Below are 19,407 nucleotides of genomic sequence, written 5' to 3'. Positions count from 1 at the left end.
TAATCGTCCGCCGACGGCATAGATTTGTTACGAAGGCAGTGCCAGAGGACTGCTTAACAGCTTTCCGGAATGTAAACCAAAGGAGGGTATAGCCGTGGAATCGCAGGAACGTGTATGGAAGCCGTACAGGGGGCCGTTCGATCCCTGTCCGCCGATCCCGTTCAAGACGTATATCGTGCCGCCCAATCTGTTCATTCCCTTTCAACCGCCGGGTCTTCCGCAATTTCCGCTGAATGAAGCGCTGAAGGCGGGAACGCTGTGGCCGGCCTTGTTCAGTCCCTATGAGTCCAAAGCCTGTGAAGGAGGGGGTAAAGGATGACGGAAGCAAATCCTTGTGATTCCCGGTACTACGAGCTGCTGGAGCAGCTGCAGGTGCTGGATTTTGCGCTGGTTGAGCTGAATCTCTATCTGAATACGCATCCTGAGGATCTCAAAGCGATTGAGCAGTTCAACCAGCTGACCCAGGAACGGACCCGGCTGGCTAACCACTTCCAGGAGCTTTACGGACCCCTGCAAAATTTCGGGCGTGCCTATTCGAAATGTCCATGGGAATGGAACCAGCCCCCGTGGCCATGGCAAGTTTAATTTAGGGGAAGGAGGGGGACTATCCAATGTGGGTTTATGAGAAAAAGCTGCAATATCCGGTACGCGTCAGTAAGTGCGATGTCCGCATGGCCAAATATTTGCTGGAGCAATACGGCGGTGCGGACGGAGAGCTCTCGGCGGCGCTGAGATATTTGAATCAGAGATACACGATTCCGGATAAGGTCATCGGTGTACTCAATGATATCGGGACGGAGGAATTCGCGCATCTGGAGATGATCGCCACCATGATCTATAAGCTGACGAAGGATGCCTCGGTCCATGAGCTGGAGGCAGCCGGGCTGGGGGCCAACTATGCACAGCGCGATCACGCGCTGTTCTACCAGAACGCCGCAGGGGTACCGTGGACCGCGTCCTACATCCAGGCCAAGGGTGATCCGATTGCCGATCTGTATGAAGATATTGCCGCCGAAGAGAAGGCCCGGGCTACATACCAATGGCTGATTGATATGACTGACGACGTTGATTTGCAGGATAGCCTGAAGTTCCTGCGTGAGCGGGAAATTATACATTCGCTGCGGTTCAAGGAGTCGGTACAGATCCTGATTGATGAGCGGGATAAGAAGCGGGTGTTCTAACGGATGAGGTTTAAGACCAAGGAGTAAAGCTGCCAGAAGGCTGCTTTACTCCTCTTTTTGAATGTAGAAAATTTCACCAGATCACTCAGTCGTTGAGGTGCTCTTTTTCATAAACACGATTCCTTTACCACCGAACATTTGGAAATAGTTGGCGGAGATTAACAATGTAATGACAAATCATTCATAGGTATTTTAACTCATCGCAACTAGGAGATAAATGCGTGAAATTGTTGTCGATGGAAAAGATTTTAATTGTTGAATCATTATAGCGATAAGAGTATTATAGGAAAAAAATATTTTCAAAAAAATGTTATTACTTTCTATTGTTTAAATAGAAAAAAGAAACTCTGGAATGGTGGAAGAAAACTAGAGAAAGTAGTGAGTTTATTGAATCGTTCGTATCATAATGGACTTCAATTTAATCTGAACAATTCGTTTGATCGATTTGTTTACTGCAGTTATGAAATTGAAACTGTAGCTGGTGAATTTATGTCACCATCTGTAATGCTTGATGGAATAACAATAATTTAAATTTAAATAATTGGAGAATACCAAATGCAAAATAATAGGAGAGCAGAATTATTGACGTTAGAATTTCAACGGTATGGGCTGCTGTTATTAAATGAAAATCCTACTTTACCGAGTGTAATTGGAGTAGGAGGAGACTGGAACTCTTTAATGAGTCTAATAGAATCACGTACTGTATTTTATAGTAAAATCTACAAAAACAAAGTGACTTATCTGTCTAGGGAGTTGTATTTTCATCTTAAACCTTTTCGCCAAAGAAAACTTTTCACAGAGTCGGAGAGAAAAATCTATGATTTCTTGAATGAGGTAGGAGAGGCTGAAAAAGATGAAATAGAATCTGTACTTTTGCTGAGTAAGGATTCTTATAATTATTCGATGGATGCTTTATTTAAAAGTTTAAATGTTACCGCAATACGGCGTGGAAGAACTATTAATCAGCATTGGAGCACATTAATCTGGGGAACGAGTGACCGATGGGAGGAAAATCTTACAGAAGAAAACAAAGATTATTCAATAGAAGAGAGTACTCGTTTTATATATGAAAAGTTAAAAGGTAATTTTTCAGAAAGACAAATTAAACAATTTATGTACAAATAGCTGGAGGTGACATGCTTTGGACTACAATTTAGCAGAATTATTTGAATATCCTACGTGGATCTCGTGGGAACTGACAGAACAATGTAATTAGCGGCTTTAATATTTCCAAAAGCCGGATGATTGGTTATGATTGGAACATGCATGTGACAATCATCCGGCGGGAGGCTTGCTTGATGAAGACCATTCGGAAGCTTGTAATGACGATTGTATTAATCTGCATCTGTTCGGCTTGTGCCGGCCAGGCCGAAGGCGGGGATGAGACCGGGCTGTCCCTTGACAGACTCCGAGATCTGGCCGGGAAAGGCGAAGCGCTGACCTGGGAGGATTTCACTGACTATCCGTATGAAGATGTCGGTTCAGGCCTGTACGTGCGCCAGTATCAGGTGGAGGGCGGTTACCGGCTGCTGATTAACGGCCCAAGCACCAAGGAGGCTCCCTTCTGCATTTGTCTGGTCAATCCGGAGGATGAGAGCAATATTGATATCCGCTATTCTGACATCGACCCGTGGATAGACGGGCACAACTAAAGAGGATGCCAATCCAGCCTTCCGGCTGGCGGCATCCTCTTTGTTGTCTAGGCGTGTACCGGCTCCGGCTTCTTCGCCAGCAGCGGCGGAGGGATAAGCCAGCCCTTCTTCTTGTTCATATGCAGAATTTTCAGGCCCAGCGCAGCCTTTGTTGCATGGTACTTGCCAAATAGCGTCCCGATATCCTCGCGGATGCATTGGGCCATCACCTGGCTGCAGGCCACCATTCCGGCACCGTTTCCTGCGGCCACCATGGCGGCGATTTCCGGGTCAGTGAAGCGGGCGCCGACCGGAATGTCCTCCAGCCGGGCTTCCGGCCGGTTCGGCATTGCCGGCGCAGCTGCGAGCCCGTTGTCGGCCAGCAGTGCATCGCATTCGCTGACTTCCAGTTCGGCTTGATTAATGAGCTCACCGAGCAGCTTCTTCAGATCATGATCGCCCGCATGAAACTGATATGCCCGGTAACCGGAGATCGCGCCTTTGGCCAGCATGGAGGTCTGCCAGATGCTATAGATCTCCCCGTAGTGCAGCGGTTCTTCCTTCGGGTTACCTCCAAGTATCCCTGTCATTATTGATTGCTCCTTTGTGGATGGGATAAGGTACCGGCTTAGTATTGCGTCTGACCGGCGATCTATGCCCCTCGGCAAACATTGCTTGATTATGAGCGAATTTGCCAAATTGAAATCAGGCCAGCCGGGAAGTCTAGGGAAGCGGATCAAAATATAAACAAGCGAGGAATGAGCTCATGGGCAAGGCATCCGGGAATGCACAAGCGAAGCAGCAACAACTGAAATGGTGGCAGCTTACCCTGCTGGGCGTTGCAGGTACGATTGGAACGGGCTACTTCCTGGGCTCCAGCCTGGCCATCTCCATCGGCGGTCCGGCGGTTCTGATCGCCTATCTGCTGGCCGCTGCCGGCACTTATATTGTATTTGACGCTCTTGCACGTATGACGGCCAAGCAGCCGGAGCAGGGCTCCTTCCGCTCCTACGCGAAGCAAGCCTTCGGTAATTGGGCAGGCTTCGGCAGCGGCTGGGTATACTGGTTCTCGGAGCTGCTGATAATGGGGAGCCAGTTGTCGGCGCTGGCGATCTTTGCACGGTTCTGGTTCCCGGCAGTCCCGATGTGGATATTCGCCGCCGGGTTCGGACTTGCCGGCATGGCCATCGTTTTTTTTGGCAACAAAGGCTTTGACCGGGTGGAGAATGTACTGGCCGTAATCAAGCTGGCGGCAATGGTGATGTTCCTGGTGCTTGCGGTCGCCCTGCTTGCCGGCTGGATCGGGGGAAATAAATATACCCCCAAGGTTCCGCTCAGCGGAGCAGCGATTTTCCCTGCGGGTGGGGTGGGCTTGTGGTCGGCTTTTTTGTTTGCCTTCTACGCCTACGGGGGAATTGAAGTGCTCGGCATTATGTCGTACCGGCTGAAGAAGCCGGAGGAAGCTCCGAAGGCCGGGAAAGTCATGCTGGTGACTCTTGCGTCGCTGTATGTGGTCTCGATTGGGCTGGCGGTAACGATGGTGCCGCTCAAGGCCTTTAACCCGGAGAAAAGCCCCTTTGTGCTGGCGCTGAGCAGCGACCGCCTGGCCTTTATACCGCATCTGTTCAACGGAGTGCTGATTATTGCCGGCTTCTCGACGATGACCGCTTCCCTGTATGCCGTGACCTCCATGATGATTACACTGGCCCAGGAAGGGGACGCGCCGCGGCTGTTCTCCCGGAAGTGGAAGGACAAGTATCCGCTGCTGGCCTTGAGCCTGATTCTGTGCGGTCTGATCGCTACGGTTGTGCTGGCCCTGCTTCTGCCCGGAAAGGTGTACGAGTATATCACTACGGCTGCGGGGATTATGCTGCTGTATAACTGGGCCTTTATTCTGCTGTCGTCGGGCAGGCTCCTGGAGTCCTCCGGATGGAGCAGCTTCAAGCGCTGGAGCGGCCTTGTGCTGATCACTGCGGCGGTAACGGGAACGCTGTTCCACAAGCTGAGCCGTCCGGGCTTCTTCATCAGTCTCGGCCTTGTTGCCCTTATTGCCGTATGTGATTTCATTGTGCAGCGAGTCCGCAAGAAGCGGCAGAATCCGGATGCTGCCGAAGCACAGGAACAGCAGGACTCCTTGGAGCTGCAGGCGCTGCCCGGTGGCCTGACGTTTCGCATAAAGGGGATTCGCCTGCGCAAGAGCAAAACCTAAGGGAATAACAGCTGGTAGGCCTGTACACCAAAATACAAGCCAAATCCGATCAGCGACAAGCCGGAGATCACCGATATCGACCGCAGCACCCGAAGCGTGAGGAAGCGGCGGAACATGCTGGAGGCGGTGGCCATCGTCACATCCCAGAGCAGAATACCCAGTACAATACCTCCGCTATAGATCAGCAGCTGCTGCAGCGGATATTCCGAGGAGGCTTTGGCCAATACCGAGCCATAAATACCGAGCCAGAACAGGATAGACAGCGGGTTGAACAGCGACATCAGAAAGCCGGACACAAACGACTTGGCATAGGACTCCTCCTGTCCCCGGCTGTCAGCCGCCGAGATGCTGCCTGCATCCCTGATGCTCTCGTAACCTGTGTAGATCAGCACAAAGAACCCGAACAGCCACAGGAATGCCTTGATGAACGGAGCATCCAGTACGTGGACCACACCGAAATAAACCAGCAGCATGTAAATGACATCTGCGCAGATGGCCCCGAGCCCGACCAGCCAGGCATGCAGAAAGCCGCCGCGTATCCCTTTATCGAGCTGCGAGGCGTTAATGGGGCCAATCGGTGCGGATAAGGACAGCCCCAGCAATATGTATCCGATAAAAGCGTTGATAGATATCACCTCCTCCTGTCTTCATACCTAAAGCTATTCCTCCGGCAGGAGATTTAGGACAGGTTCGAAGGCAAAAGGGTTCAATAGACTAAGAGGGTTGCGGACCGCGTAGATTGCTGCTCTGGAAGAAGCAGTGCATCATTTGGTGCCTGCATAAGTTTTTCCCGGAATGCAAGCTGTGACCCGGTGCATAATTAATTTCGGAAATACCCACACTAAGCAGCATGTAAAATGATAAAGGTGGTCAACTCATGAAGAGTCAAAAAGGGGCTCTGCTTGCGCTTGCCTCCATTCCGCTGATCATGACACTCGGCAATTCCATGCTGCTGCCGGTGCTGCCGCAAATATCGAAGGAGCTGGGAATCGGCGCGTTTCAGGTGAGCATGATTATTACGGTTTACGGGCTTATCGCTATTGTCATGATTCCCATCGCCGGGTATTTATCCGACCGCTTCGGGCGTAAAAAGGTTATTATTCCGAGTCTTGCACTTGCCGCTGTCGGCGGTGCGGTCTGTGTAGCGGCAGCCTGGTTCATGGACGGGATCGCTGCCTACGGAGTGATTTTGGGCGGAAGACTGCTTCAGGGAATCGGGGCTGCCGGAGCTTTTCCCATTGTGATCCCCTTTGTCGGTGATTTATTCAAGGATGAGAAGGAAGTCAGCAAAGGGCTGGGAATTGTGGAAACCTGCAATACCTTCGGAAAGGTCCTGAGCCCGATTCTGGGGGCATATCTGGGGCTTCTTCTTTGGTATGCTCCCTTCATTGCCATCCCTGTGCTTTGCCTGCTGGCGCTTCTGCTCGTCGCGCTGCTGGTGAAGGAACCTGAAAAGAAGGAAGGCGGCGAGCCGCAGAAGCTGAAGCAGTTCTTAAAGGGGATCAAGGAAATTCTGCATGAGCGTGGACGCTGGCTCTATTCCATTTTTGCCATCGGCGGCATCTGTATGTTTGTGGTGTTCGGCGTGTTGTTCTATTTATCGGAAACGCTGGAATCCAAGTACGGGCTGCACGGGGCTTCCAAGGGCTATGTATTGGCGATCCCGCTGGCTATGCTATGTCTAGCTTCCTATATCGGCGGCAAGATCATCGGACAGAAAAAGAACCGCATGAAATGGCTGGCATTCGCCGGAATGGCGCTGCTTACAGGAGCGATGGTGCTGACGATCTTCTCCAAGCAAATTGTGTATATGGTCAGCTTCTTAAGCCTGGGAGGAATCGGCATCGGCCTTGCTTTGCCATGTATGGATGCCCTGATTACCGAGAGCCTGGAAAAAGAAAGCCGCGGCACGATTACCTCGCTGTACAGCAGTATGCGGTTTATCGGGGTAGCGCTGGGGCCGCCCGCTGTCTCGCTGCTTATGCGGACAGGGCATTGGGTGCTCTTCGGCACCATGGCTGCATTGGGCGTCATTGGTGCGCTGCTCATTCTGTTCGCGGTAACTCCGAGCAAGAGCGGTGAAGAATCAGGTAAGCGGGCAAAGCCGGAGAAACGGGAAAAGCTGATATCCATCAAACCTGGAACCAGACAGCGGGCGAGGTAGTCAGCGACATATGGCCATAAAAATAAACGGCTGCTTCCGTCTGATAATGACGGGGCAGCCGTTTGGTATAAATCGGGCTCACTCTGCAGGTTGTAATATCAGGCCTTCTTGAGGATCGCGTAGCCGTATGGCGCAAGCTCCACCTGTACGAGGCCTTGCGCCAGGCCCTTCGCCGAGTCAGCGGGTTGACCGGTAAGCGCATCCCGCCACTGGCCTTCAAGCTTAAGGGACAGCCGTACGGTCTGGCCGGAAGGGTTCATCCAGACCGTCAAATGCTCTTCCTTGTCGAACCGTTCATAAATGAATGCCCGCTCGTCCTCTCTCGCCCGCAGGAATCCGAATTCGCCCGTGCTCAGTGCCGGGTGCTGATGTCTCAGCCGGATCAGCTCGCGATAGCTGAGCAGCAGGTCGCGGTCCTGCTGCTCCTCCTCCCAGAGCATGCATTTCCGGCAGTCCGGATCGCCTTCACCCTCCAGCCCGATTTCATCGCCGTAGAAGATGCATGGCGTTCCGGTAAAAGTGAACAGGAAGGCGGCAGCGAGCTTCAGCTTCCGCTTGTCTCCGCCAAGCTGGGTCAACAGACGCGCCGTGTCATGGCTGGCCAGCAGATTGAACATGACTTCGTTGGCCTGCTGCGGATAACGCATCAAGAGATGCCCGATATAAGCGGCGAACGTGTCCGCATTAAGGGATTCATCCCCCAGATATTCAAGCAGCCGGTCCGACAGCGGGTAGTTCATGACGGAGTCGAATTGATCGCCGTCCAGCCAGCGCAGGGAGTCTGTCCATACCTCACCGATAATATAGGCCTCCGGATTGATCGCTTTGATCCGCTTGCGGAATTCCCGCCAGAAGGTATGGTCAATCTCGTTGGCCACATCGAGCCTCCAGCCGTCCATGCCGATTTCCTTCAGCCAGTATTCGGCAATATCGAGCAGATATTCCCGGGTCTCCGGATTGGCGGTATTCAGCTTCGGCATTTGCGGGAAGAAGCCGAAGGCATCGTAATTCGGCCGGTCCTCCCTGACCTCCACCGGGAAGCTGTGGATATGGAACCAGTTGGCATATTTCGACTGCTTCCCGTGCTTGACGACATCCTGGAACTGCGGCGAATCTGCGCCGATGTGGTTAAAGACGGCGTCCAGCACGACCCGGATGCCTTTGGCATGGGCTTCCTGCACGAGCTGCTTCAGCAGCTCCAGATCGCCGAAATGAGGATCAACCTTCTTGTAATTCAGCGTATCGTATTTATGGTTGGTCGGTGCTTCAAAGATCGGGGTCAAATACAGCGCAGTGATCCCCAGATCGGCCAGATAATCAAGCTTGCTGATAATACCCTGCAGGTCTCCGCCGAAAAAGCTTTCTCTTGTCGGGGTATCGCCCCATTCGGAAGTCTCTTCCGGATCATTGTCAGGATCGCCGTTGGCGAAGCGGTCCGGCATGATCTGATAGAAGACAGCCGATTTAGCCCACGCAGGGGGATCGAACATGTCGATGACATGAACATAAGGCTGGTCAAAAAAGCCGTCCGGCGCATCCGGTTCTTCGGTATATACGCCGGTCTCGGTCAGCCAGACCGTCTCCTGTCCGGCGTGAAAGCGGAAAGCGTACGAGAACCGCCGGTGATCCGGGGTCACACCGGCCTGCCAGTAGTCAAAAAATCTGTCGCTGGCCACCTTGCGCATCGGATGCTCGTGGTGGAAGCTTTTCCAATCGTATTTATCGCCTGTCAGGGCGAAGGCCCGGTCTACATCGCCTCTCTTGGTGCGGACTCGTAAATGGAAGACATCCTTGTCATAGGAATAGGCCCATTTGCTGTGGGAAAGATGATGCAGGCACTCCAGATGAATCCGTGTAGGATGATCGGGTTGAATCTTGCGCTGATTGGTTATCATAGCTGACCCTCCGCTGTGAGTAGTTATATTTCCATTGTTGTCTGCGTCCGCAAAAATCATCCGCAAAATATAGTAAACCCTAAATTGGTTATATTAAACACTTTAACTAAATTAATTCATCTCGGCGGCGGAGATGCCGGTAAAGAATGCAGCCGCAGACTGCGCTAAGCAGTGCGCATAATCCGATAAAGGCGTACCCCGCCTGAAGCCCGCGCAGAAGACCGCTCGGGGTGGAGCTCCCGACGGCGCGCTTGACCCCTTCAATGATTCCGCCGATGGCGTAATTGCCGATCACACTGCCGAGTCCCATCAGCGTGACCGTAAATGTAATGGCTGTATCACTGCCATGCGGATAGCGCTTCGCGATAAAGGCCATGACAGTCGGGTAAATCATGGCGATGCCAATGCCGGCAGCGGCGAAGAGGAAGGCCAGAGATTCTCCGCCCCAGATCGCCGCGAAGGTGCACAATGCCGACAGTGCCGCGAAGATGATCAGCGACAAGGTAAACCCGATGCGGTCAGTAATTGGCCCCAGCAGCAGGCGGGCGAGCGCAAAGCAGAGGAAGAAGGCCGAGAGCATGCCTGAAGCCTTGACCGGCTCCCACTCGTAGGCTTTCTCCAGAAAGTTGACCAGCCAGCCGCCGACGGCCAGTTCGGACACAACACCGAAGGAGAGGATCGCCACCATCATCCAGATGACCGGATCACGGAGCAATGTCTTGAAGGGCAGGCGGTCCTCATGGGGAATATCATCGCCCGGAAAGGAGCTGAACCAGGCCGAGAGAATCGGCAGCAGGGAGAGGGAGAGCATCACCAGATACATTCCCCGCCAGTCCAGGACATGTCCGAAGAGGCTGACCGACATCAGGCCGGTAGCCATCAAGGGAGCCAGCGTGGAACTGAAGCCATAGAAGAAATGGGACAGATTCATCATGGTCCCGGTGTTCTTGACGAAGATGCGCGCACCCAGGATAGCGAGTGCGATCTCCAGCATTCCGTTGCCGATGTACATCAGGAAGTAGGAGGCGGAGAACAAGGAATAGCTATGCGAGACGTAGATCAGCACTCCGGAGATCAGCATGGAGGCGAAGGCCAGAATACTGACGGCCTTGATTCCCCATTTGCGTACCAGGATAGCCGTAAAAGAGCAGGCGATGAGGTACCCCAGCGCATTCAGGGACAGCAAAGTGCCGAGCTGTTGTTCCCCGAGTGCAAAGTCGAACTGAATCCGCGGAATCGCCGGGCCTTTAATATTCTCCGAGATGCCGAATACGATAAAGCCCAGAAAAATAGTTGCCAGCTGCAGGGCATAGCTGTTGCTGCGTTTGCCTTGTTGTTTCAATGTGCGACCCCCTGGTATGTTTGAATACATGAATATAGCTTTAGAATAAATATGGCTCAGCGCCGCTCGACCAGCTGTAAATGGTATGACAGGCTTTCGAGTGTCATGGCAGTCAGTCCGGACACATATTCCGGCTCCGTATCCTGCCTGATGATCAGCAGCGGCATATGTTCGGCGGGAATCTCCCGGCGGCAGCCCGCTTCCAGCGCTTCCCGCATGGATTCGCGGAATAAATCGCCGGTCAGCACAATGGAGAGCGGATTGATGATGGCGATGATCGAAATCACCGTCTTCACAGCAAGCTCCAGAAACCCGCCCGTGGTGTGCATTAATTGCAGCTGCTCCGCGCGCGTAATTCCGAAGGGCAGATAAGACACCTCACCGCCGAAGCGGGTGTTGCCCGCAAGGATGCGGCCGTCGACAATGAAGCCCGCGCCCGGAAAGTGATTTCGCGGAAACGTGACAATGGCGAGTGTCTTCTCTTCATCGTAGTTCTGCATCCGGTAGAAGCCGTAAATGGTCAGGTTCATGTCGTTCTCAACCGTAACCTTCAGGCCATACTTGTCTTCCAGGCGTCCCCCCAGATCGACCCCGGACAAGGCGGGAACGTCGCAGATGCCGATGACGCCGCTGCGGGCGACTCCCGGAATGCCGATTCCGGCCGCCTGCACATTAGGGTGTTCCGATATATAGCGCTCCACCAGCGCCTCAATGGTCCCGGCATCAATCTCAGAGTAGGTATGTGTGTCTTCACGGGCAGGCTCGCCCAGCATATTGGCCAGCACCGCCTTGATGGAATGTACACCGCCTTCTGTGCGTACAAGCAGCAGAAGCACATAGGCGTAATCGGCATTGTACTGATACTGCTTAGCCGGCCGTCCGCCGCTGGATTCCCCGGATTCCGTCTCCAGTACTTCACCAGTCTTCAGCAGTTCGTTAAGAATTGTGCTGCAGGTAGCTACACTAAGAGTGGTGGTTTGGGCAATCGCGGCCTTGGTAGCCACGCCCATCGCCTTCAGGGCATTGCGTACCAGCTCCACATTAAGACGTTTGAGCTGAACCGTGTTATGGGTAACAGGCTGCATAAGCTATCTCCTTATCGGTTTAATATACTACTTTTGATAACACTTATAATAACATTAATAAAATAACTTCGTTCGCGCAGACTGTCAATACATTATGCTGCAGCGGCCTGGAAACGGCAAAAAAGCCACTCCCTGATGGAAGTGGCTTCGAGCATGCGAATGGTTATTGGCGCAGTGTCTTGAGAGCCCCGCTCCAGGCCAGAACCTGGTCCAGCATGGCATTAACATTGGCCTTGTGCAGATCGGCCGGCTTGAACACCGTGCCGTTCTCAAAGTCAGTGAACAAGGACAGCAGCGGATGCACCCGGACATCGGCTACCTGCAGTTCGCCAAGGATGCCGCGCAGATGCTCTGCGGCGCGGATTCCGCCGCCGGAGCCATAGCTGACAATGCCGGCCGCCTTGTTGTTCCACTCGTCTCGGGCCGAATCCAGCGCATTCTTCAGCGCCCCGGTGAGGCTGTGGTTATATTCCTGCACGATGAATACGAAGCCGTCCAGGGTTGCCAGCTTCGCCGCCCAGGCCTTGGCCGGTTCGATGTCGTCTGTCTCGCCAAGCAGCGGCAGCTTGAAGTCGGCGATGTCGACAATCTCATAGCTGGCGTCGCCCCGTTCGTCGGCGATGCCCTTAACCCACTCTCCGACTTGCGGGCTAACCCGTCCCTGACGTGTGCTTCCCAGAATAATTCCGATGTTTAATTGGCTCATTTAAATTACCTCCCAAGAGTATGTTTTGGTTGCCAGTGCTTTTCTTCTGATGAAACTAATTATAGCATATTACTTTTATTAAGCAAGTATATTTTTGAAACTATTAATTTGGGTGTTTTGATAGCTTCATTCATAGACTTTCATAGACATTCTACAAATGGATAGAAATGTGAGACAATCTGCTCTAGAATAAAAGGGCATGAACCAACCGGTTCCTCCGGGGAACCGCAGATAAGGAGAGGAGTGTTCAGATGAAATACCGCAAATTGGGCGGCACCGGACTGAGGGTCAGTGAGATCAGCCTGGGCAGTTGGTTAACGTACGGAGGCTATGTAGAGCGGGAGAATGCCGTCAAGGCGATTGAAACCGCTTACGGCCTCGGCATCAATTTCTTTGACACGGCCAATGTGTATGAGCGCGGAGCGGCAGAGAAGCTGCTGGGCGAGACGCTGCGCGGCTTCCCCCGTGATTCCTATGTGCTCGCCACCAAGGTATATGGCGTAATGGGCGAAGGACCCAATGACCGGGGCTTGTCACGCAAGCATATCACCGAGCAGTGCCATGCCAGCCTCAAGCGGCTGGGTGCGGACTATGTCGATATTTATTATTGCCACCGCTTCGATCCCGATACACCGCTGGAGGAAACCCTGCGCGCGCTGGATGACCTGGTCCGCCAGGGCAAGGTGCTGTATGTCGGGGTCAGCGAATGGACAGCGGCGCAGATGACGGAGGCCTTGGCGGTCGCCGACCGCTATCTGCTGGACCGTATCGTCGTGAACCAGCCAATCTACAATATGTTCAACCGTTATATTGAGAAGGAGATCATTCCGCTCGGCGAGAGCAAAGGCATCGGACAAGTGGTGTTCTCGCCGTTGGCCCAGGGCCTTCTGACCGGCAAGTACAGCGCCGGGGGCGGCATTCCCGAGGACAGCCGTGCAGCCAAACTGGAAGGGCTGCGCAAGAATATAACGGAGGAGAAGCTGGCCAAGGTGCAGGCGCTCTCCGGCATCGCCGGAGAACTGGACATTTCGGTCGGCAATCTGGCCCTGGCCTGGGTGCTGCGCCAGGGCAACGTGGCCAGCGCGCTGGTGGGCGCAAGCCGGCCGGAGCAGGTCGAAGAGAATGTACAGGCTTCGGGTATCGAACTTCCGGAGGAAGTATTGACCCGTATCGAAGAAATACTCGGCTAAAGAAAGGAGCAGAACGGGATGAAGGTATTGTTTATCGGAGGAACGGGATTGATCAGTGAAGCAGTGTCCAAGCTGGCTGTCCGGCGCGGCATTGAGCTGTATCTGTTTAACCGCGGCGAACGCAGCGACCTTGTGCCGCATGGGGCGCAGGTCATCCGCGGAGACATCCGCGACAGCGCCGGTGCGGCCGAAGCGCTCAAGGGCTATGAATTCGATGTCGTCGTGGACTGGATCGCATTTACTCCCCGGCATGTGCAGCTTGACATTGAGCTGTTTGCCGGCAAGACGAAGCAGTACATTTTCATCAGTTCGGCCTCAGCCTATCAGAAGCCGCAGCGTCATTACCGGATTACGGAGGAGACGCCGCTGGCCAATCCGTACTGGCAATATTCACGCGACAAAATCGCCTGTGAGGAGCTGCTCCTGGAAGTGCACAGAACCAGCGGCTTTCCGGTGACCATTGTCCGTCCGTCGCATACTTACGGCATTACTACCATTCCGGCGGCGCTGAACAGCTGGAAGCACCCGTGGTCGCTGATCGAGCGTATCCGCAAGGGCCAGCCGCTGGTCATTCACGGGGACGGCACCTCGCTGTGGACGCTCACGCATAACGCCGATTTCGCCAAGGGCTTTGTCGGCCTGCTCGGCCATCCGGAGGCGATCGGCGAGGCGGTTCATATCACCTCGGACGAGGTGCTGAGCTGGAATCAGATCTATGCCGCCATCGGCGAGGCGGCAAGGCGGGAGCCCAAGGTGGTCCATATGTCCACCGATTTCATTGCCGCCCATGCACCGGCGGGAACGGCGGACGGACTGATCGGGGATCAGGCGGTCAGCTCTGTATTCGACAACAGCAAGATCAAACGGCTGGTGCCGGATTATGAAGCGACCGTTCCGTTTGCCGAAGGCATCAAACAGTCGGTATTATGGTTCGAGAACCACCCGCTGCTGCGCACGACCGATCTGGCCTGGTCTTCGGTGCTGGATATGCTGATCGGGAAGCATGGCGTGGACGCCAAGCTCTTGTCTTATTATGTATAAGCTTGCCTGATCCCGGCGGGCAGGAAGGAAGGCGGCGGTCCGCTGCAGGACCGCCGTCTTTGCTGTGCGGTGAGGTTATGGCATGATTCAAGCTTTCCTGAATATACTCTCACTACCGATAACCCCTGATAAAGGAGTCTTGGCCATGCCGACACACCCTTACGTCTCGCGCTTTTTTGTAACGAACGATGCCCGCCGCGACAAGCTGATTTATGATCTGCCGGAAGCCTGGTGGAGCAGGCCCTATGAATATGCATGGTGCACCAACTTTATCTCGCCCCATGATACTGTTCTGGATGCTGCCTGCGGTATTTCCCACCCGCTCAAATTCTATCTTGCCGGCTTCTCCAGCGAGGTATATGCCTGTGATCTCGATGCCCGGATTTTGTCCTGGGATGCCGTTATCCAGGAGATTGCCGACGATATCGGCGTAGAGGCAGCCGCTCAGGTGGATGAACGGAAGCGCAGCCGCCTGCATTTTGCCCAGGCAGACCTCACGGCACTGCCCTATGCCGATGAGAGCTTTGATACGATATTTTGCATTTCCGTGCTGGAGCATCTCTCGCTGGCCGATGCGGTACTGGCCGTGGGTGAATTTTACCGGACACTGAATGGTGAGGGTCTTCTGGTACTGACCTTCGACCATCCCACAGTCAACCTGCCGCAGATGAATGATGTGCTACTGCAGGCCGGCTTTCAATACTGGGGGGATACAGATTTCACCCTGCCGGAGGATGCCGTACGTACAGAACAGTGGGGAGGCCTCCATTGCTTCCGGGCAGTGCTCAAAAAAGCGCCGCGGCAGTAACCCCGAAATTAGAGAAGAGCGCAAGCGTTATGCAGGACTTTGGGCTCTTCATACGGAAATCGTCCTCTATTATAGTAGAGAAAAAATATAAAGGGGAACGCGCACTTGCGTAAAGGGGTTATTATACTATTTCTTGTTCTGCTGCTTGTTCCCGCACCGGGTGCTTACGGGGCCAAAGCTCCAGGTGCGGAGAAGGATATTACGCTGGCCTTTGCCGGCGATATTCTGCTGGACGGCTTCGTCGGCGAGCAGATTGCCGCATACGGCGTCAAGTTTCCGTTTGTGAAGGTGGCTCCCGCGCTGCAACAGGCGGATCTGGCCTTCGCCAATCTGGAGACCCCGGTCTCCACCAGAGGCAAGCCCGCCGCCAAAAGCTTCGTCTTCCGCTCCCGCCCGGCCACACTTGCCGGGCTGAGCTTTGCCGGCATCGACGGGGTGACGCTGGCCAACAATCATATTCTCGATTACGGGCCGGATGCGATGCTCGATACCTTGAGCTATCTGGACCAATACAAGCTCGGCCATACGGGTGCCGGCAAGAATGCGGCAGAGGCCTTTATGCCTTACACTAAGCAAATTAAGGGCAAACGCATCGCTATTCTGGGAGCCAGCCGGGTGCTGTCCGGCCCTTCGTGGCATGCCGGGGCAAGCCGTCCGGGCGCAGCGTCGGCTTATGAGCCTGAACCGCTGCTCCAGGCGATCCGGAAATCAGCCCAAACAGACGATTATACCATTGTCTACATGCACTGGAATGAGGAGTTCAAGGACTATCCGCTGAAGGAATCGCGGACGCTGGCCCGGCAGATGATTGACAGCGGTGCGGATATCATTCTCGGGGCGCATAGCCACACGCTCATGGGGATCGAATATTATAAGCATAAGCCGATCTATTATTCGCTCGGCAATTTTGTCTTTAACCGTTCCACCCGCGGCGGCGAGAAGACCGTGCATTCCATGCTCCTGCGCTTCACCATCAGCGGGGAGGAGCTATCGGCCAGGATTACGCCGGTCAAGATCATCGGTGGTCAGCCGAACCTGATGGGGGCGGCGTACAACAAAGAGACCATCGGACTGCTGAACCGTCTGTCGTACAATGCCAGGATCGGGGCGGACGGCGCCGTAACAGAGAAGCAGTAGGTAGGGTAGGTGAACTCTCCAAGAGGGAGACAGAATTCGATAGCGGCTGCTCTACCGTGTAAGTTGAGGGAACCCGTGTCCGGGAACACCGGAACGGGTTCTTTCTTGTGCATGGGCTGCTACAGATTGCATAGCATTGGCTTCACGCTTGCCGTGAGCGGTAAAGTACGCGTATAACAGTACATTACCGAGAATGGGCAGCATCACCTGTGTTAATCTGTATCCGTACGATTAAGTTATATTACACTGCCGAACGGAAAGAGGCGTTCTCATGATTCTATGCAGCACAGAATATAAAGATAAAGTAATTAATCGGACAAGCTTCAACAGGCTTGCCGGTATGGTCTTCGGTCTTGATTTTGAAGAGTGGTATCAAAGAGGCTGCTGGGATGACCGCTACATCTGCCATTCCATCGCCAGCGGCGACGAAATCATCGCCAATGTGTCCATAAGCAAGATGGACCTTGTTATTAACGGAGAGCTGCGCCGCGCCATACAGATCGGCACGGTCATGACTCATCCCGATCACAGGGGCCAGGGGCATTCCAAGCGCCTTATCCAGGATGTGCTGGATACCTACGCCGGAGACTTCGACCTGTTCTATTTATTTGCCAATCGCAATGTGCTGGATTTCTATCCCAGATTCGGCTTCACTGCTGTAGCGACTACGGAGTATGAAATGGACGTGCCAAATGTCTCCGGAGCGGCCGCCGGACTATGCTTCGTCAAGCTGGATCTCTCTTCGGAGGAGGATTGGGAATTGCTGCAGCGTAAGCTGGCAACGCGGGTCTCTGTCTCCCGGCGGCTTGGTGTGGTCAACAACACCGGATTGTTCTCCTACTATGCCTTGGGTGCATTTCCGGACGCCCTGTATTATTGCGCGGATGAGGGGGTCATCGTCGTTGCTGAGCATGAAGGGGAGACGCTGCATCTCTATGATGCGGTAAGTGCCGCTCCGGTCCGGCTGGAGCGGCTGCTGCCGGCGCTGTGCACCTCACAGACTCGACATGTCCGCTTTCACTTTACGCCGGATTCACTGCTGGAGCGGGTGTACCCGGTGGACCCGGGCGCTTCGGACGAAGTATTGTTCGTCAGACCGGCCCGGGAGCTGGACAGTATCACGCCGCTCTGCTATCCGAAGCTGGCGCAGGCTTGAGTCCATGCTGCATAAACAAAGGGATGTTCCCGGCGAGCCTGAAGTATGGCTCGCGGGGAACATCCCTTATTTACATGCAGTTTATCCTTTCACCGCACCGGCGACAACGCCCTTGACGATGTATTTCTGCAGGAAGATGAAGACTACAATGGACGGCAGCACGGCCATGACCATGGCGGTCATTGCATATTGCCAGTCGGAGGTGTACTGTCCGACGAAGGTATAAGCCGCGAGCGTCAGCGTCTTGGTCGTCGGCGAGCCGTTGACCATCAGCAGCGGTAGCAGGAAGTCGTTCCAGATCCACATCACGTCAATGATGATGATCGTCGTTGTGACCGATTTCAGCAGCGGGAAGATGACGCTGAAGAAGAGACGGAAGCCGGAAGCGCCGTCGATTGTCGCGCTCTCATCAATTTCCAGCGGGATGCCCTTGACGAAGCCATGATAGATGAAGACGGCGAGCGGGGCACCGAAGCCCCAGTACAGGAGGCCGAGGCCCCAGGTGCTTTCTGACAGATTCAGATTCTTCGAGGTCTGCAGTACTGTCAGCATGATCGACTGAAACGGGATCAGCATCGGCATAATGCAGATGAAGTAAATGATTCCGCTGAGGCGCGATTTCGTCCGCGCCAGCTTGTAGGCGGCGATGGAAGAGACGAGGATAATCCCCAGCAGGCCCAGGCCGGTGATGATGAAGTTGTTCAGGAACAGGCGCGGGTAGTTGATAAACTCCCACACATAGGAATAGTTGCTGAACTGGAGCTTCTGCGGCAGGGCGATGACGTCGGTCATGACCTCGCCGAAGCTTTTGAAAGAATTGATAACCGTCAGGAACAGCGGATACAGGAACAGGAGCGACAGAAGCACAAGTACGACTTCGAGAACAATCCGGCCTGCTTTGTTGTTGGTATTTGTCATTATGCCTCAACCTCTCTTCGCTTAAAGAACGTAAGCTGGATGACCGTAACGATCAGGACGGCAACGAACAGAATGAGCGCTTTGGCCGTACCGTAGCCGTACAGGTTGTTCTGGAAGGTGTCGCGGTAAATATCATAGGCGATACTGTAGGTCGTTCCGCCCGGACCGCCGCCGGTCAGCGACAGAATGACGTCGAACACCTTGATCGAGTTGGTCAGCGCCATGAACACCGAAATCGTGATGGACGGCGCCAGCAGCGGCAGCGTAATGCTGAAGAACCGGCGGATTGCGCCTGCACCGTCTACCGTAGCGGCTTCCTTGAGATCATCCGGCACGGATTGCAGACCGGCAATATAGATAACCAGGTAGAACCCGATGGATTGCCAGATGGATACGCCCAGAATCGAGATGAAGGCGAGTCCCGGCGTCCCCAGCCAGCTGAGATCGAAGATTCCCCAGCCGGTGCTTTCGCCTAGTGAGTTGAAGCCCTGCATGAAGATAAACTTCCAGATGAAGCCGACAATGACCAGACTGAGAATATAAGGAATGAAGAACGCGGCTCTCAGCCAGTTAGTCGTTCTCAGCTTCATATCGAGCAGCACGGCCAGCAGAATCGCCAGCACATTGACGATGATGATATACAGGACCGCATATTTGATCGTAAACCAGGCGGAGCTGGTGAAATTGGCATCACCCGTAAAAATCTGCTTGAAATTATCCAGCCCGACAAAGGTCGGATTCTTGGAGATCCCGTTCCATTTCGTCATGGAATAACGGATGGTCATGACAAAGGGGATGTAGAATGCCACGGCGACACAGATCAGAACAGGGAGGGTGAATAACCCGAATTCTGTTTTGTCGCGCCATTTTCTGCCGAGTGATTTGAACATGGTTGCACCTCTTCTTGGTTTATAGGGTGGAGTCATGGCCTGCTTGCCACACAT

Annotated in this window: 20 protein-coding genes; 12 read left to right on the top strand and 8 right to left on the bottom strand. The window is 53.9% G+C overall.

All coding sequences use genetic code 11. The features are described from left to right. Positions 1-94: 94 nt before the first annotated feature. The 5 genes from F1379_RS05730 to F1379_RS05710 all read left to right on the top strand — a co-directional run bounded on the left by F1379_RS05730 (position 95) and on the right by F1379_RS05710 (position 2,833). Positions 95-319, top strand: coding sequence for a spore coat associated protein CotJA (locus F1379_RS05730; protein ID WP_150267296.1), 225 nt, complete (start codon positions 95-97; stop codon positions 317-319). Continuing rightward, on the top strand, positions 316-585 hold the full coding sequence (locus F1379_RS05725; RefSeq protein WP_150267294.1) for a spore coat protein CotJB: 270 nt from the start codon (positions 316-318) through the stop codon (positions 583-585). Before F1379_RS05730 ends, F1379_RS05725 begins: the two co-directional genes overlap by 4 nt. A 26-nt stretch (positions 586-611) precedes the next feature. Continuing rightward, positions 612-1,181: a manganese catalase family protein gene (locus tag F1379_RS05720; protein WP_150267292.1), complete on the top strand. Its 570-nt coding sequence runs from the start codon at positions 612-614 to the stop codon at positions 1,179-1,181. A gap of 555 nt (positions 1,182-1,736) precedes the next feature. After that, positions 1,737-2,306 (top strand): AlkZ-related protein, encoded by a 570-nt coding sequence (locus tag F1379_RS05715; protein ID WP_150267290.1) that lies wholly within the window; start codon positions 1,737-1,739, stop codon positions 2,304-2,306. A 173-nt stretch (positions 2,307-2,479) separates the two neighbouring features. Further along, complete coding sequence (locus tag F1379_RS05710) at positions 2,480-2,833, top strand: hypothetical protein (protein ID WP_150267288.1); 354 nt, start codon at positions 2,480-2,482, stop codon at positions 2,831-2,833. Between the two features lie 47 nt (positions 2,834-2,880). Here F1379_RS05710 and F1379_RS05705 read toward each other — a convergent pair whose 3' ends face one another. Next, a complete protein-coding gene (locus F1379_RS05705; RefSeq protein WP_150267286.1) occupies positions 2,881-3,402 on the bottom strand; it encodes a DUF3231 family protein in 522 nt (173 codons plus the stop codon). Positions 3,403-3,578: 176 nt separating this feature from the next. On the opposite strand from F1379_RS05705, the gene F1379_RS05700 reads away from it, so the two are divergent. Further along, complete coding sequence (locus F1379_RS05700) at positions 3,579-5,021, top strand: amino acid permease (RefSeq protein ID WP_150267284.1); 1,443 nt, start codon at positions 3,579-3,581, stop codon at positions 5,019-5,021. Here the strand turns inward: F1379_RS05700 and F1379_RS05695 are convergent. Next, complete coding sequence (locus tag F1379_RS05695) at positions 5,018-5,647, bottom strand: LysE family translocator (protein WP_150267405.1); 630 nt, start codon at positions 5,645-5,647, stop codon at positions 5,018-5,020. The two genes, F1379_RS05700 and F1379_RS05695, sit on opposite strands and share 4 nt — an antisense overlap. 251 nt (positions 5,648-5,898) lie before the next feature. Here F1379_RS05695 and F1379_RS05690 point away from each other — a divergent pair, with 251 nt between their 5' ends. Then, positions 5,899-7,185, top strand: a complete 1,287-nt coding sequence (locus F1379_RS05690; RefSeq protein ID WP_150267282.1) for a bacillibactin exporter BcbE — start codon at positions 5,899-5,901, stop codon at positions 7,183-7,185. A gap of 98 nt (positions 7,186-7,283) precedes the next feature. Here the strand turns inward: F1379_RS05690 and F1379_RS05685 are convergent, their stop codons facing one another. The 4 genes from F1379_RS05685 to F1379_RS05670 form a co-directional block, all read right to left on the bottom strand. Further along, the gene (locus F1379_RS05685) at positions 7,284-9,080 is read right to left on the bottom strand and encodes an alpha-glycosidase (RefSeq protein ID WP_239004570.1); all 1,797 of its coding nucleotides are present in this window, start codon (positions 9,078-9,080) and stop codon (positions 7,284-7,286) included. Positions 9,081-9,186: 106 nt separating this feature from the next. Next, positions 9,187-10,422 carry an MFS transporter gene (locus tag F1379_RS05680; protein ID WP_150267280.1) on the bottom strand — a complete coding sequence of 412 codons (1,236 nt, stop codon included), beginning with the start codon at positions 10,420-10,422 and terminating at the stop codon, positions 9,187-9,189. 56 nt (positions 10,423-10,478) lie between these two features. Then, positions 10,479-11,507 (bottom strand): ROK family protein, encoded by a 1,029-nt coding sequence (locus F1379_RS05675; protein WP_150267278.1) that lies wholly within the window; start codon positions 11,505-11,507, stop codon positions 10,479-10,481. 163 nt (positions 11,508-11,670) lie between these two features. Continuing rightward, entirely contained in the window at positions 11,671-12,213 is a 543-nt protein-coding gene (locus F1379_RS05670) for an NADPH-dependent FMN reductase (protein ID WP_150267276.1), read from the bottom strand. A gap of 251 nt (positions 12,214-12,464) precedes the next feature. On the opposite strand from F1379_RS05670, the gene F1379_RS05665 reads away from it, so the two are divergent. The 5 genes from F1379_RS05665 to F1379_RS05645 all read left to right on the top strand — a co-directional run bounded on the left by F1379_RS05665 (position 12,465) and on the right by F1379_RS05645 (position 17,545). Next, the gene (locus F1379_RS05665) at positions 12,465-13,403 is read left to right on the top strand and encodes an aldo/keto reductase family protein (protein WP_150267274.1); all 939 of its coding nucleotides are present in this window, start codon (positions 12,465-12,467) and stop codon (positions 13,401-13,403) included. Positions 13,404-13,421: 18 nt separating this feature from the next. Next, positions 13,422-14,444: an SDR family oxidoreductase gene (locus tag F1379_RS05660; RefSeq protein WP_150267272.1), complete on the top strand. Its 1,023-nt coding sequence runs from the start codon at positions 13,422-13,424 to the stop codon at positions 14,442-14,444. 145 nt (positions 14,445-14,589) lie between these two features. Continuing rightward, entirely contained in the window at positions 14,590-15,252 is a 663-nt protein-coding gene (locus F1379_RS05655) for a class I SAM-dependent methyltransferase (protein ID WP_150267270.1), read from the top strand. 105 nt (positions 15,253-15,357) lie between these two features. Then, positions 15,358-16,389 carry a CapA family protein gene (locus F1379_RS05650; protein ID WP_150267268.1) on the top strand — a complete coding sequence of 344 codons (1,032 nt, stop codon included), beginning with the start codon at positions 15,358-15,360 and terminating at the stop codon, positions 16,387-16,389. 271 nt (positions 16,390-16,660) lie between these two features. Then, positions 16,661-17,545, top strand: coding sequence for a GNAT family N-acetyltransferase (locus F1379_RS05645; protein ID WP_150267266.1), 885 nt, complete (start codon positions 16,661-16,663; stop codon positions 17,543-17,545). A gap of 81 nt (positions 17,546-17,626) precedes the next feature. Here F1379_RS05645 and F1379_RS05640 read toward each other — a convergent pair whose 3' ends face one another. Continuing rightward, positions 17,627-18,463, bottom strand: coding sequence for a carbohydrate ABC transporter permease (locus F1379_RS05640; RefSeq protein ID WP_150267264.1), 837 nt, complete (start codon positions 18,461-18,463; stop codon positions 17,627-17,629). Next, positions 18,463-19,353, bottom strand: coding sequence for a carbohydrate ABC transporter permease (locus F1379_RS05635; RefSeq protein WP_150267262.1), 891 nt, complete (start codon positions 19,351-19,353; stop codon positions 18,463-18,465). The genes F1379_RS05640 and F1379_RS05635 overlap by 1 nt, the downstream gene beginning before the upstream one ends. Between the last annotated feature and the right edge of the window lie 54 nt (positions 19,354-19,407).

It is taken from the genome of Paenibacillus tepidiphilus, from assembly GCF_008635795.1.
GTDB classification, from domain to species: domain Bacteria; phylum Bacillota; class Bacilli; order Paenibacillales; family Paenibacillaceae; genus Paenibacillus_AQ; species Paenibacillus_AQ tepidiphilus.
The sequence above is the reverse complement of the archived record's forward strand: the minus strand, read 5'-3'. Positions and strand labels throughout refer to the sequence as shown.

Excerpts from the sequence above, each read along its gene's own strand:
- F1379_RS05675 (WP_150267278.1), bottom strand. The coding sequence starts at position 11,507 with ATGCAGCCTGTTACCCATAACACGGTTCAGCTCAAACGTCTTAATGTG.
- F1379_RS05645 (WP_150267266.1), top strand. The coding sequence starts at position 16,661 with ATGATTCTATGCAGCACAGAATATAAAGATAAAGTAATTAATCGGACA.
- F1379_RS05685 (WP_239004570.1), bottom strand. The coding sequence starts at position 9,080 with ATGATAACCAATCAGCGCAAGATTCAACCCGATCATCCTACACGGATT.
- F1379_RS05720 (WP_150267292.1), top strand. The coding sequence starts at position 612 with ATGTGGGTTTATGAGAAAAAGCTGCAATATCCGGTACGCGTCAGTAAG.
- F1379_RS05710 (WP_150267288.1), top strand. The coding sequence starts at position 2,480 with ATGAAGACCATTCGGAAGCTTGTAATGACGATTGTATTAATCTGCATC.
- F1379_RS05635 (WP_150267262.1), bottom strand. The coding sequence starts at position 19,353 with ATGTTCAAATCACTCGGCAGAAAATGGCGCGACAAAACAGAATTCGGG.
- F1379_RS05715 (WP_150267290.1), top strand. The coding sequence starts at position 1,737 with ATGCAAAATAATAGGAGAGCAGAATTATTGACGTTAGAATTTCAACGG.
- F1379_RS05700 (WP_150267284.1), top strand. The coding sequence starts at position 3,579 with ATGGGCAAGGCATCCGGGAATGCACAAGCGAAGCAGCAACAACTGAAA.
- F1379_RS05690 (WP_150267282.1), top strand. The coding sequence starts at position 5,899 with ATGAAGAGTCAAAAAGGGGCTCTGCTTGCGCTTGCCTCCATTCCGCTG.
- F1379_RS05670 (WP_150267276.1), bottom strand. The coding sequence starts at position 12,213 with ATGAGCCAATTAAACATCGGAATTATTCTGGGAAGCACACGTCAGGGA.
- F1379_RS05705 (WP_150267286.1), bottom strand. The coding sequence starts at position 3,402 with ATGACAGGGATACTTGGAGGTAACCCGAAGGAAGAACCGCTGCACTAC.
- F1379_RS05655 (WP_150267270.1), top strand. The coding sequence starts at position 14,590 with ATGCCGACACACCCTTACGTCTCGCGCTTTTTTGTAACGAACGATGCC.
- F1379_RS05725 (WP_150267294.1), top strand. The coding sequence starts at position 316 with ATGACGGAAGCAAATCCTTGTGATTCCCGGTACTACGAGCTGCTGGAG.
- F1379_RS05640 (WP_150267264.1), bottom strand. The coding sequence starts at position 18,463 with ATGACAAATACCAACAACAAAGCAGGCCGGATTGTTCTCGAAGTCGTA.
- F1379_RS05665 (WP_150267274.1), top strand. The coding sequence starts at position 12,465 with ATGAAATACCGCAAATTGGGCGGCACCGGACTGAGGGTCAGTGAGATC.
- F1379_RS05660 (WP_150267272.1), top strand. The coding sequence starts at position 13,422 with ATGAAGGTATTGTTTATCGGAGGAACGGGATTGATCAGTGAAGCAGTG.